This window comes from Shewanella sp. 433 (genome assembly GCF_059338565.1).
The window spans coordinates 3,294,600-3,308,560 of the sequence record NZ_CM181703.1 but is presented as its reverse complement, the minus strand read 5'-3'; the positions used below and the strand labels follow the sequence as shown (position 1 = coordinate 3,308,560).

Below are 13,961 nucleotides of genomic sequence, written 5' to 3'. Positions count from 1 at the left end.
TTTAAACTTGCCGGCTCTACGCAAAAAGCAGACAAAAAAAAGCCCCCTTAAGCAAGGAGGCTTTTTTTTGAAATCGAAAAACAGAAACATAAAACCAACGCCGCTTCTCGACGATAATGAGTCAAGTTGTGCTTAACTGTCTGGTTCATTGTTGCTCTCTGTTTTGAAAAATTCCGAGGGATTATACGCCCATTTTTTGCGATCGCAAGAGTTTGTATGAACTCGTTATTTTGAAAGCTTGGTGTCGCAGTGAATCAATTAAATGCTGCTTAAGACTTCGGCCGAGTCGTGACTTATATGGTTTTGTTTTTTCTTGCTAGGAGTTATGGAGAGCGCAATTCGCTCATTAAGTACAATGGGATGAGTGAGTTTAAATAGTGAAACACCGATATCAAAAAGCGAAGGTATTTCCTTCGCTTTAGGTGTTGCCAGTCTTTAACCTCTGAGTAGTTCTTTGGCGTTGGCTAGGGTGTTACTGGTAATGGTATCGCCGCCAAGTAAGCGGGCGAGCTCCTCGATGCGTTGGGTTTTATCCAGCGGTACCATAGAGGTCTCGGTTTGTCCGGCTTTACTTTGCTTATTCACAAACATGTGTTGATGACCATTTCCGGCGACTTGGGGCAGGTGGGTTACACATAGCACTTGAGTCGATTCACCCAGTGAGCGTAGCATTTTTCCCACCACAGCAGCAGTTGGCCCCGAGATGCCCACATCCACCTCATCGAAAATAAGCGTTGGTGTGGCGACCTTTTTCGCCGTGATCACCTGAATGCCAAGGCCGATACGTGACAGTTCCCCGCCTGATGCGACTTTCGAGATAGGTTGCAGTGGCTGCCCTGGGTTAGTGGTGACTTGAAACTCGATGGTGTCACAACCGTTGGGCGACATGATCGCTTCGTTAAAGCGGATATCGATAACAAATTTACCCTTAGGCATGCTGAGTTCATGAATCGATTGGGTCACCTGCTTGTCAAGTTCTTTGGCATAACGGCTCCGGCTTTGGCTGAGCTTTTTAGCATGAGCAATGAAGCCTAGCTTGCAGCTTTGCAGCTGCTCAGCGATTTCGTCAAGCTTCTCTTCGTCTGAGTCTAAGCTGCTTAGCTCTTGATTTAAGGCTTGATGGTGCTGATAAAGATCTTTGGCACTTACGTGATGCTTGCGCGCCAACTGCATGATTTTAGAGAGGCGCTGTTCAAGGTAAGCAAAGTGATCTGGGTCGAGCTCTAATCCATCGAGGTAGCGTTGCAGCTCGCTGCTGCTCTCTTGCACTTGGATTAAGGCGTCATTGAGCATATTGCCAATGCTGTTAAGGGCGGTGTCATAGCCCTCAAGCTCTTGAGCTTGATCTATGGCTAAGTTGAGCACCGATTCTACCGCACCTTGCTCGTTGTCTTGCAATAGGAAGAGGGTGTGTTGGCAGGCTTGCACTAAGGCGGTGCCGTTAGCGAGTTTTTTATGCTCGGCTTCTATCTCGTCAAATTCGTGCTCGCCTAAATCAAAGTCATTAAGCTCCTCAACTTGGTATTGCAGCAGTTGCTTACGGGCGATGCGCTCATGTTGCGACTGTTGTAGCTGTTTAAGCTCTTTTTCAATCAGTTTGTAGCGTTGATAGCTCGCACTGACGCTGTCGAGCAGCATGCGGTGGTTAGCATAGCTGTCGAGCAGTGTCAGTTGATGCTCGCTCTTTAACATGGCGTGATGGGCGTGTTGTCCGTGGATGCCGATCAGTAATTGTCCAAGTGCGCGAAGTTGACTAAGCGGTACTGGATTGCCATTAATGTAGGCGCGTGAGCGGCCGTCACTGTTGATGGTGCGCCTGAGTATGCATTCATCATCAAGATCAAGGTCGTTATCTTCGAGCCAGCGCTTTGCCAAGGGAATATCGAGCAGAGAAAAGCGGGCGCTGACCTCGGCTTTATCTGCGCCGGGTCTAACGGTACTGGCTTCGGCGCGATTACCCAGACACAGGCCTAGGGCGTCGATAGCGATAGATTTTCCGGCACCGGTTTCACCTGTGATACTGGTCATACCGGCTTTGAAGTCGAGCTCTAAAAAACGAACAATGGCAAAGTTATTGATGCTGAGCTGGCAAAGCATAATGACATCCTTTCACAAAGTACTGTATTAATGCACAGTATATACTGATTTTTTATACAGTAAATACCTGTGTGCTTTTTGTTCGCGAATTTTGTTGAATTTAAGGTTATGGCAGCGCTACAGCAAATGGTCAAGTAGTGGCAGTACCGCAAAGCTCAGTACTATCCCTAGGCTGATATTTTGCGCGCTGACGGTGGCATTAGTTTGAAAGCGGTGCGCCAACAGGTAGACGCTAGCTGCGGTGGGCAGCGCCGCGAGGAGTACCGCCATCTTAAGCAGTGGGCCGTTAACGCCAAAGGCTTTACACAGTAGGTAGGCAAGCAGAGGTTGTAATGTAACCCTCCCTTATATCGATCATATTTTGAGAGAGTTTTCCTCAATTAATCGCTCATATAATTTAGGCGGTAAATCATTCAGTGATTCATGTGGCCGATCATAATTATATTCTTCAATCCAACTATCTGTGATTTCCCTTACTTCAGTCAAGCTATTGAACAAGTAACAGTCTAATACTTCATTTCGATAAGTGCGGTTGAATCGCTCAATATACGCATTTTGCGTTGGTTTTCCTGGCTTAATAAAATCTAACTTGATGCCATGTTCTTCAGCCCATATCTCAAGTGCATGTGAGATAAATTCTGGCCCATTATCTTGCCTTAATCGCTTTGGGTAACCACGGTAGGCTGCGATTCTATCCAGCACGCGTATAACCCTCTGTGCAGGTAAGCTCGAGTCCACTTCGATGGCTAACGCTTCACGATGATAATCATCAATGACATTAAATGTTCTGAAAGACTTGCCTGAAAATAAGTTATCACTCATAAAATCCATAGACCAGCATTCATTAGCCTTTGCTGGAACGGCCAGTGGCTCAGGCTCTCGAGAAGGTAAGCGCTTTTTACCTTTACGCCGTAAGTTAAGCTTCAAACCACAATAAATACGGTACACACGTTTATGGTTCCATTTATGGCCTAGGAGCCGTAGCCGCTTAAATATCTTCCGAAACCCATAGGCCTTATGTTTTTCAGCAATGTCTGATACTGCCTCAATAATATCATTATCATCTATACGTTTAAGTTGATAATAATATGTGCAACGACTGATGTTTAACGCATCACAAGCCAGCACAACACCTAGGCCAAATTCATTAATGGCATAGTGGGCTAATACCTTTCGTTCTGCTGGCCTTATAGCTTTTTTTCAACAATATCTTTGAGTGCCATATTTTGTAAGCTGACATCAGCAAACATCTTTTTAAGTTTGGCGTTCTCGGCTTCTAATTCCCGCATACGGGTTAAGTCAGAGGCTTGCATCCCACCGTACTTAGATTTCCATTTGTAATAGGTACTTTGACCTACATTATGTTTGCGACATAACTCAGGCACAGTCTGTGCACCAGACTCGCCTTCTTTGAGGATGTTGATAATTTGGCTTTCAGTAAAACGTGTCTTTTTCATGTGATTCTCCATTTGGTTTAGTGTAAATGGAAAACTCTATTTAAAACATTCTGATTTTAAGGGAGGGTTACAATAATGATTAAACCCAAATATACCCCAAAGATAAGCCGACCCTAGCATGTTTACGTCGGTGCCCGCTATTGAGCTAAGGTCTAATGCGAATTAACGTAAAGCCACTTGACTGCATATGGTGCCGTTAATGGGCAATATTAACTTAACTAACTGGGCTAATTGCGTTTATTGGAGCGGCGGATATCAGGTGACTGAGAAGGGCTTTTAGTTGAGCGAGATAGTGGGCTTGCTTCTGTCTTTGCCGCGTGGGCGTTGACCGCTGGCAGCACGCCCAGTTCTTGATAGAAGTGTATCTGACGCCGTAATTCAAATAAGGAGCCACTGCGGCGTTGCTCCCCTATGGTGAGTATCCAAGAGTCGGTTAAGCCATCGCGGTTGGTTAATAGATAACCTTGGTAGATGAGCTTCTTCATCTGCAGTTAAGCGACTGAAATGCCGATGTTAGATACGCCTGCTTCGATAATTTCTTTACGGAGGCCTTTGACAAAGTCGGCGCTGATTTTAGGGTTTTGCTCGATGAGATCGAGTAATGATGCCTGCAGCTCTTTTTCTTCAACCATTACGGGGTGGTTGAAAATAAAGTCATCTAAAGTGGCTTCATCCATCTCATCTTCGATAGTGGCTTCAATATAATTGGCGACCGTGCTCGAAGAGAGTTTGCTGATGTTGATGATATCGTCTTCCACCTTACTTTGCAGTGCGCTCAATAGTGAGGTTAATGCCACTGCGGCGTCCATAGCGGGATAGACACCGTAGGCGTCAAAGTCACTTGGCTCTGGGGTATTGAGATCGAGTCGCTCAAGATAGATGTCGATGTTGAGTTTCAGCTTTTTATCATACATTGACTGCCATAACAGGTTTAGCACTGTGTCTAATACCTGTGGATCGCCAAATTCACACACTTCACTAAATAGCTGGTAGTTGGGATACATGCGCTGGCACAGCGCGATAGCAAACAATTTTTTTTGCTCAAGCTCTAATGCTTTTAATCGTTTGAAGAACCCTGGTTTATTACTCATCGATCACATCCATAGATAACTGGGATATTACTTGGTTAGTGGCAGATTCTACCTTAGAAAGCTCATCAAGTAACTCTAGTATTTCAGGTTCTACCTCTTCGACGCTAGCGCCATTTTTAAGTGATGATTCAATTTCTTTACATAAGCGTTGGGTAGTGGGTACGCCGCAGTAGCAGCTGGCGCCATGGAGTTTATGCACATGGGCTAGCATCGCTTTGGCATCGAGGGTATCAAGCGCCAAGGTAAGTTGATTACGGGTTTCTGGCAGCGAGTCTAACAACATCTGTAACATCTCTAGTGCCAAGTCGGCTTTTTGATTCGCCTGAGTTAAACACAGTTCCCAATTGAGTGTCTGCTGTTCAAAGTGGGTAAACTTGGGGCGCACCTTCCAACTGTTAATGACCTCTTTGAGTGCTGCCTCGTCGATGGGCTTGGGCAGGTAGCCGTTCATGCCACTTTGGTTAATGCGTTCACGCTCTTCGGCGATGGCATGGGCGGTGACGGCAATAATAGGGGTGTTGCGATTTAACGAATGCTCACGGATCTGTTTAGTGGCGCTAAAACCATCGATTCCGGGCATCTGAATATCCATAAAGATTAAATCGAAGTGGCGTGATTTGGCGAGTTCGACAGCGGCCTTGCCGTTGTCGGCGACTGCCACGTGGGTGACGATTTCACGCAGTAAGGTGTCGATTAATTTAAGGTTGGCCGGATTATCATCGACCGCCAGTACGCTAAGTGGCTCTCGGTTTAACACCGGCACAATACGTAACGGCTTAGGTTGTGATGCTAGCGGTGCGCGGTAAGGGTGGATGAGGGTGTTTGCCAATTCACGTTCGCCGATTGGGGCGTGCACAATTTTGTCGACAGCCGACTGGATCACATCGAAACTCGTGGTGGTATTGTTACTGTTACACACATAGAGTGAGTAATCGCTAATGTGCCTAATTCGAGTCAAGGTATCGAGCAGTAAGGGGCTTTTGGCCAGCTCATTACAGCTGATAATGGCGTAATCGAAACGCTGGCTTGTGTTACTCATCAACGCATCAAGTTGTTGCAAGGTGGTGATAGCAGTTACCTGCATTTGCCAGTGCTGCAGTAGATGTTCATGCACCTGGCGCGACAGTTTTCTGGGCTCAAATAGTAAAATTGATTTATCTTTGAGCTTATGGGTATCTAAAGGCTGACTAATCGGATATTGGCTCAGTTTGAGTGGCAAGGTAAACCAAAATGTTGAGCCTTTGTCAGGGGTGGAGTTACAGCCGATTTGGCCACCCATCTGATTAATCACCCGTTTGGTGATGATGAGTCCTAAGCCCGTGCCGCCAAAGCGGCGTGATATGGATGAGTCTGCCTGACCAAAGGCTTGAAATAGTTGGCTTTGATGATGCTTATCGATACCAATGCCTGTGTCGGTGACTTCGCAACGAATAATGATCTTATCGGGCTCAGTGCCAGTAAGGCGCATCTTCAGGTGTATGCTGCCTTCATCGGTAAACTTAATGGCATTCCCCACTAGGTTGGTGAGCACTTGCCCGACCCTTAAGGCATCACCCGAGACGTTATCGTTGATGGCAGGCTCGATATCGACCACCAGCTCTAACTCCTTCTCTTTGGCGCTGTTGGCTAACATAGAGACGGTATCGTCGACCACTTCACGCAAGGCAAACGGCATGTTTTCTAATACCATTTTGCCGGCTTCTAATTTAGAAAAGTCGAGAATATCGTTAATGATGCTAAGCAGGTTACTGGCGCTTTTTTCAATGGTTTTTATATAGTCTTGCTGGCTGGTGTGCAGCGGCGTTTTTAGCAGTTGCTTAGCAAAGCCGATAACGCCATTGAGCGGGGTGCGCAGCTCATGTGACATATTGGCTAAGAATTCTGATTTAATTCGGCTTGCCTCTAAAGCGCGTTTTTTGGCTAAGTCGAGTTCGACGTTTTGAATTTCAATTTGCTCTAAGGTTTCGCGCAGATCTGAGGTGGCTTGGTCGATGTTTTGCTGCATCTCCTCATGGTAATCCGACAACGAACTGGCCATGGCATTAATGCCGCGTTTGAGTAGATCGAGTTCACCAATGAGATTGCCATCGACACGCGTATCGAGCTTACCTTCGCGTATTTTGGCGACCACACGCACCATATCGGTAATGGGCTGAGTCACGTTTTTAACCAACCTAAAGGTAAATAATAGGTTTAGCTGAACCCCAATTAACACCATGATAAAGGCCGCCACCGCAGCGCGGTGCTGCTCCAGCAGGGCGTTTTCTTTGTTGATCAATACCGCGATGTAACCTAGTTTGGCCGAGTTTAATTGATCGGCAGTAGCGTTATTGTCAAACGAGCTGACAATCAGCTCGCGTTGGCTGGAAAGAATAGGACTACGTAAAATAAGGCTATCGCCAAACTGCTCAATTTCGATGCCATTTAATGCGTCTATGGGTTGGTTGTAACGCATAAACTCATGACTTTTGTAGTGATGCGAAGTCACTATCACCCGGTTTTCGGTGTCGAAAATAGCGATAAATTGCACTAAGTTAGACTTATTGAGCTGTACCGAGGTGATGAGGCGTTTGGTGGTTTCAAAGTTTTTAGTTTCTAGCCCTATTTCGGCGGCGATGGCCAGCGGTTCGATAATGCTGGTGCCGCGTTCAATTAAGCTTTGTTCCAGCTCATAGAAACGATTTATGGTAAAATAACTGCCAAGTAAAATACCAACCAAAATAGTGGGGGCTAACGCCAGCACAAGAACCCAGGCTCTTAAGCTGTATTTAGTCATATTGTCGGCACTATTCATGGTGTTGGCTAATTTATACTGTTGTAGCGTATAGGTTACATTAAACTGCCTAAGTTTGGGCAGTGTTTACTCTTATTTTTATCGTTTTAGAGGCCGAAATGGCGCAATTTTTCAAAGCTAAACCCAATAAAGCTAAGCAAATATCGGCAAAGCAGCAATTTCACATCACTCAGCTTGATCATCTCGGCGCGGGTGTCTCTGAGCAGCAAGGCAAAGTGGTGTTTGTGCCCGGCGCCTTGCCAGAAGAAACGGTCACTGCACAATTAATTGAGCAAAAGAAACGTTTTGCTAAAGCTAAGCTGCTACGCATCGATGTGGCATCAAGCCATCGAGTGGCCAGTGGCTGTGCATTCTATGGCCAGTGTGGTGGCTGCGATCTGCAACATCTAGCAGTGCCAATGCAGCGCGAGTATAAGCAGCAAGCCTTAGTTAATTTGCTCGACAAAATGGGCCAAGCACAGGCGCTGCAGTTGGCTGAGCCGCTGGTGGGGGAGGCGTGGGGTTATCGGCGCAAGGCAAGACTTGCCACTCAGTATCAACGCGACAGCAAAACACTGAACTTAGGTTTTCGCGCTTTGGCGAGTGAACAGGTGGTTAGCATCGACGAGTGCCCGGTGTTGGCCCCAGCATTATCGCAACTTATCGCCCCATTAACCTTGTGTTTAAATACGCTCGCGGCCAAGCGCAGTTTAGGCCATGTCGAGTTAGTGGCGGTGGAGTCGACCAATATGGTGGTGCTACGCATTACTCAAGCGCTAAGCGATGCTGATATCGCTCGCCTGCGTGCTTTTGGCGCCGAGCACAGCGTGCGTATGGTGCTGCTCGATGAACATGGTCACATCGACAGCCTCGACGGTGATACCAGCCTGCCTTTTTACTGTTTGGATGACGGCAGCCAATTAGGTTTTTCACCGGGTAACTTTATTCAGATTAATGCCGATGTGAATCGTAATATGGTGAAACAGGCCATTGAGTGGCTTGCTGTTAAGCCTGGCGAGCGTGTGCTGGATCTTTTTTGTGGGGTGGGTAACTTCACCATTGCGCTGGCCAAAGCGGGCGCGCAGGTGGTGGGGGTTGAAGGTGTGCCTGCGATGGTGGCAACGGCCAAAGACAATGCGGTTGCCAGCGGCGTTAGTGGCGTTGAGTTTTACCACGCCGATTTGAGCGCCGATCTGTCTGAGCAACCTTGGCTGGGGCAGATTGATAAACTGCTGCTCGATCCAGCCCGCGCTGGCGCGTTCGAGAGTTTGCAATGGCTAAAGCAGATGAAACCTAAGTCTGTGCTGTATGTCTCTTGTAATCCAGTTAGCTTGGCTAGAGACAGTCAACAACTGCTGAAACAAGGTTATCGACTGCAAAAATTGGGGTTAATCGATATGTTCCCGCAAACGCATCATATCGAAGCAATGGCACTTTTTGAGCGAGATTAATGGGTTAAATAGATCTTTAGTGTAAATAACGACCTGAGTCGATTGACAATGTGGGCGGAATCCTCAAGATAGTGGCTTTGGTTTTTAGGTAATAGAATGATATTTCACCGCAGGAGTTCTTGTGGTGAGCGCGCGCCGCCAATATCAGCAATTAAGGACAATCATTAGATGGTATCTATTAGAGAAGCACATTTTAATGACAAAGATTTTCAATTAACTGAGTGGGTTAATCGCTACATCGATAACGAGCAAGAAGCCGCTATTCTGCTCGAGTTGATGAAAAAAATTGAAGGACTGGTCGTTAAAGAAGGGGCTCAAAGCCATTTACTTAATCAGCGCGGCCGCGAGATGATTGAGATCCTAGCCCCGCTCAATATGGATATCGAAACCCTGCAAGCCGCAGTGATTTTTGTGGTGTATGACGCCGGCCTGATAAGCGCCGAGCAGTTGCCTGAGCTGTTTGGTGAGAAATTAGCGGTACTGGTAAAAAGTGTCGTGACCATGAATGCCATTGGTGCACTCAAGGTGAACGAGCAGAGCCGCAATGCCGAGCCGCAAATCGATAACATCCGCCGAATGTTACTGGCTATGGTGGAAGATGTGCGCGCGGTGGTGATCAAGTTGGCTGAGCGGATCTGCCTACTGCGAGAAGTGAAAAGTGCTGACGAGGAGACGCGGGTCTTATTGGCGCGAGAGATTGCCGATATCTATGCACCGCTGGCTAACCGCTTAGGGATTGGCCAATTAAAGTGGGAGCTCGAAGATATCTCATTTCGTTACCTGCACCCCGAAACCTATAAAGAAATTGCTAAACAGCTCGATGGTAAGCGGCTCGATCGTGAGAGCTACATCGATAATTTTGTCAAACAGTTACAGCAGCGCCTCGATGAAGACCAAATTCGCGCCAAGGTGTATGGCAGGCCTAAACATATTTACAGCATCTGGAAGAAGATGCGCGGTAAAGATCTGACATTCGATGAGTTATTTGACGTGCGCGCGGTACGTATCGTTACCGAACGCCTGCAAGACTGCTACGGCGCCCTAGGGGTGGTGCATACCCTTTGGCATCATATTCCTAAAGAGTTTGACGATTATGTCGCCAACCCTAAATCGAATGGATATCAGTCAATCCATACCATAGTGGTTGGCCCCGAGGGAAAGACGGTCGAGATCCAAATCCGTACCGAGCAGATGCACGAAGATGCTGAGCTTGGGGTGGCCGCACATTGGAAATACAAAGAGGGCACCACAGGTAAGCAAAGCGGTTACGAAGAGAAAATCAACTGGCTGCGCAAGATTTTGCAATGGCAAGAAGATGTGGCCGAAAGTGGCAACTTGGTCGATGAAGTGCGCAGTCAAGTCTTCGAAGACAGAGTGTATGTGTTTACCCCTAATGGCGAAGTGATTGACTTACCCATGGGCTCTACCGTACTGGATTTTGCCTATTATATTCATTCCCACGTCGGCCATAAGTGTATTGGAGCCAAGGTCGATGGCCGTATCGTGCCGTTTACTTATCAAGTTGAAACCGGTGAGCGTATTGAGATCATCACCTCGAAAACCCCCAACCCTAAGCGTGACTGGCTTAACCCTAATTTAGGTTATATTCGCACCTCGCGAGCGCGGTCGAAAATTCAGCATTGGTTTAAGCAGCAAGATAGAGATAAAAACATTGTCGCTGGGCGGGAGATGCTCGAAGCGGAGCTAGCGCGCAGCAACCTCACTCTTAAAGATGCCAAAACGGCGGTCGAGCGTTTTAACATGGTCAGCATGGACGATCTGCTGGCGGGCATTGGTGGCGGCGATGTGCGTCTTAATCAGGTGGTCAACCATGTGCAGAGCCGGATGCGCATCAATGAGCTGTCAGAAGAGGAAGCCGTTGAGGACTTACTCAAGAAAAATCATTCCCGTACAGCCCATAAAAGTAGAGGTCAGGTCGAGGTAAATGGCGTCGGTAACTTGATGAGCCATATCGCTAAATGCTGTCAGCCTGTACCCGGTGATGACATTTTTGGCTTTATTACTAAAGGCCGCGGGATCTCGGTACACCGCGCCGATTGCGAGCAAGTGAAAGAGCTGATGCGGGTACATCCCGAGCGCAGCGTGGATGTGGTGTGGGGTAAAAATTACTCCGGTGGCTATAAGCTGCGTTTAAAAGTGTTTGCTAACGATAGAAATGGCTTGCTGCGAGATCTGACCTCAGTGCTGGCCGCCGAAAAATCGACGGTACTGGCGATGAGCTCATCTTTGGATGTTAAAAATCAAACTGTCATCATTGAGCTCGAGCTCGAGTTATATAATTTAGAGGGACTCTCTCGGGTGATGGCTAAGCTATCGCAAGTCGATGGGGTGATGGAAGCGCGGCGCACCTAATCGTGTCGCCCACAAACAGACAAGAGATAAAGGCGGCGAGAGTCGCCTTTTATGATGAGGTTGTTCGATGAAGGTCAATAACGATATTAACCGTTTACTCGAGATCATGAGTCAATTGCGCGACCCACAAACCGGTTGCCCATGGGATAAAGCACAAACCTATCACACCATAGTGCCATTTACTCTCGAGGAGGCCTATGAAGTGGCCGATACCATTGAACGGACAGCGTTCGATGAATTGCCAGGGGAGCTTGGCGACCTGCTGTTTCAAGTGATCTTTTATTGTCAGTTAGCAAAAGAGCAGGGGTTATTTGACTTTGGTGTGGTGGTAGACAAAATCTGCCGCAAATTAACCGAGCGCCATCCTCATGTGTTTGGTGAGTTGTCCTTAACATCTACCGAGGCAGTCAAACAAAGCTGGGAAAGCATAAAGGCCAGCGAGCGTGCTGGGCGGTCATTGCATTCGGTGCTGGATGATATTCCATTAAATCTACCTGCATTAAGCCGCGCGGCAAAAGTGCAAAAACGGGTGGCCAGTGTGGGGTTCGACTGGGATGAATTGGCCCCTGTGGTGGCGAAAATTCACGAAGAGATAGCAGAGGTGCTCGAGGAAGTTAACGCACCAGAGCAGCAACCGCAAAGGATTAGTGAAGAGATGGGCGATCTGCTATTTGCGGTGGTTAATTTGTCTCGCCATTTAGGTGTGGAGCCCGAGCAAGCACTGCGCCTTGCCAATGGCAAATTTGAGCGGCGCTTTCGGGGGGTTGAAGCATTAGCTAACGCCGCCGAAAAGCCGATGAAGGCGCACTCCTTAGCAGAATTAGACGCTTATTGGGATCAAGTAAAGCGGGCCGAAACGGCAAAAGAGTAAAATATATCGCTTTGTTGTTTGTCGAATCAGCTGGGCTTTGGTATAATATTGCCCCGTCCTAGTGCTTTCATACAAGCACATATTTCCAACTCATTTTCTCAGGTTCAGCATGACTACAAGGTATATCTTCGTTACTGGTGGCGTGGTTTCATCACTAGGTAAAGGCATTGCAGCAGCATCATTGGCAGCAATTTTAGAGGCTCGGGGCCTTAATGTAACCATTATGAAGCTGGATCCTTATATCAACTTGGATCCCGGTACCATGAGCCCGACTCAGCACGGTGAGGTTTTCGTGACTGAAGATGGCGCTGAAACTGACCTCGACTTAGGTCACTACGAGCGTTTCATCCGCACTAAAATGAACCGTCGTAACAACTTTACCACTGGCCGAATTTACGAAGAAGTATTGCGTAAAGAGCGCCGTGGTGACTACCTTGGTGCAACCATTCAGGTTATTCCGCATATTACTAATGCGATTAAAGAGAAGGTGCTTGAAGGTGGTGAAGGTCATGATGTGGCAATCGTTGAGATTGGCGGCACGGTAGGTGATATCGAATCATTACCTTTCCTTGAGTCTATTCGCCAGTTAGGTGTTGAGCTAGGACGCGATCGAACCCTATTTATGCATTTGACCTTAGTGCCTTTCTTAGGCGCGGCGGGTGAAGTGAAAACCAAACCGACGCAGCATTCGGTAAAAGAATTACGTTCTATCGGTATCGCACCAGATGTATTGGTGTGCCGTGGCGACCGTGCGATACCTGCTAACGAAAAAGCTAAAATCTCGCTATTTTGTAATGTAGAAGAGCGCGCGGTTATCTCACTGAAAGATGTGGATAGCATCTATAAAATCCCAGCGTTATTGAAGGCACAAGGCCTTGACGACTTGGTCACCAAGCGCTTTGGTATCGACTGCAAAGAAGCGGACTTAAGCGAGTGGGAAAAGGTGATTTATCAAGAAGCCAATCCAACCGGTGAAGTCACCATTGGTATGGTAGGTAAATATATCGAACTGCCCGATGCCTATAAATCTGTTAACGAAGCACTTAAGCATGCAGGCTTATTCAAGCGTGTGTCGGTCAACATCAAGTATATTGACTCTCAAACGGTAGAAGCTAAAGGTGTTGAAGTTCTCGAAGGCCTTGATGGTATTTTGGTTCCAGGTGGTTTTGGTGAGCGTGGTGTTGAAGGTAAGATTTTAGCGGCGCAATATGCCCGTGAAAACAACCTGCCTTATTTCGGTATCTGTCTAGGTATGCAAGTGGCATTAATCGAATTTGCTCGCCATGTTGCGGGACTTGAAGGCGCACATTCTACCGAGTTTAACAAAGAGACTCCTCACCCAGTAGTTGGACTTATTACTGAGTGGATTGACGAAGAAGGCAACGTTGAGCAACGCCATGAAGAGTCTGATTTAGGCGGCACCATGCGCCTTGGCGCTCAGCTATGTCACTTAATTGAAGGCACGAAAGCGGCCGAAGCTTACAAAGGCTTGACCTGTGTAGAGCGTCATCGTCATCGCTATGAAGTGAACAACACTTACAGAGAGCGTTTAGAAAAAGCCGGTTTAGTATTCAGTGGACTATCATCTGATCGTCAGTTGGTTGAGATGATTGAACTGCCAAATCACCCTTGGTTTGTGGCGGGTCAGTTCCACCCTGAATTTACATCAACGCCTCGCGATGGTCAGCCATTGTTTGAAGGCTTCATTGGTGCAGCCATCGCCTACCAAAAACGCGATTTAGGCTAAGCTATAGTGAACAGCCGCTTCCGGTTATCGGAAGCGGCTTTTTTGTTCCAGATGATGTAAATTTAACGACAAGTATTTTTTAGTTTTGTATTAACTTTTCA

General features: G+C 47.2%; 9 protein-coding genes and 1 pseudogene. 4 read left to right on the top strand and 6 right to left on the bottom strand.

The window, feature by feature from the left end; all coding sequences use genetic code 11:
- Positions 1-435: 435 nt before the first annotated feature.
- The 6 genes and pseudogenes from recN to barA all read right to left on the bottom strand — a co-directional run bounded on the left by recN (position 436) and on the right by barA (position 7,421).
- Positions 436-2,097 (bottom strand): DNA repair protein RecN, encoded by a 1,662-nt coding sequence (gene recN, locus AC5YB1_RS14690; RefSeq protein WP_494519780.1) that lies wholly within the window; start codon positions 2,095-2,097, stop codon positions 436-438.
- 117 nt (positions 2,098-2,214) lie between these two features.
- Positions 2,215-2,430: pseudogene (locus tag AC5YB1_RS14685) on the bottom strand (AEC family transporter); the annotation flags it as partial.
- Positions 2,431-2,451: 21 nt separating this feature from the next.
- Positions 2,452-3,554, bottom strand: a protein-coding gene (locus AC5YB1_RS14680; RefSeq protein WP_494519615.1) for an IS3 family transposase whose coding sequence is annotated in 2 segments (ribosomal slippage) — positions 2,452-3,290 and positions 3,290-3,554 — 1,104 coding nt in all. Because the reading frame shifts where the segments join, the coding sequence is not laid out codon by codon here.
- Positions 3,555-3,781: 227 nt separating this feature from the next.
- Positions 3,782-4,039 carry a DUF3319 domain-containing protein gene (locus tag AC5YB1_RS14675; protein WP_494519779.1) on the bottom strand — a complete coding sequence of 86 codons (258 nt, stop codon included), beginning with the start codon at positions 4,037-4,039 and terminating at the stop codon, positions 3,782-3,784.
- A gap of 6 nt (positions 4,040-4,045) precedes the next feature.
- On the bottom strand, positions 4,046-4,645 hold the full coding sequence (locus tag AC5YB1_RS14670) for a YjaG family protein (protein WP_494519778.1): 600 nt from the start codon (positions 4,643-4,645) through the stop codon (positions 4,046-4,048).
- A complete protein-coding gene (gene barA / locus AC5YB1_RS14665; RefSeq protein ID WP_494519777.1) occupies positions 4,638-7,421 on the bottom strand; it encodes a two-component sensor histidine kinase BarA in 2,784 nt (927 codons plus the stop codon). Before barA ends, AC5YB1_RS14670 begins: the two co-directional genes overlap by 8 nt.
- 116 nt (positions 7,422-7,537) lie before the next feature.
- Here barA and rlmD point away from each other — a divergent pair, with 116 nt between their 5' ends.
- From rlmD to pyrG, 4 genes are all read left to right on the top strand, one after another.
- Complete coding sequence (rlmD, locus tag AC5YB1_RS14660) at positions 7,538-8,869, top strand: 23S rRNA (uracil(1939)-C(5))-methyltransferase RlmD (RefSeq protein WP_494519776.1); 1,332 nt, start codon at positions 7,538-7,540, stop codon at positions 8,867-8,869.
- 168 nt (positions 8,870-9,037) lie between these two features.
- Complete coding sequence (gene relA / locus AC5YB1_RS14655; protein WP_494519775.1) at positions 9,038-11,242, top strand: GTP diphosphokinase; 2,205 nt, start codon at positions 9,038-9,040, stop codon at positions 11,240-11,242.
- Positions 11,243-11,309: 67 nt separating this feature from the next.
- A complete protein-coding gene (gene mazG, locus AC5YB1_RS14650; RefSeq protein ID WP_494519774.1) occupies positions 11,310-12,113 on the top strand; it encodes a nucleoside triphosphate pyrophosphohydrolase in 804 nt (267 codons plus the stop codon).
- 109 nt (positions 12,114-12,222) lie between these two features.
- Positions 12,223-13,860 (top strand): CTP synthase, encoded by a 1,638-nt coding sequence (gene pyrG / locus AC5YB1_RS14645; protein WP_475516174.1) that lies wholly within the window; start codon positions 12,223-12,225, stop codon positions 13,858-13,860.
- The last annotated feature ends 101 nt before the right edge of the window (positions 13,861-13,961 follow it).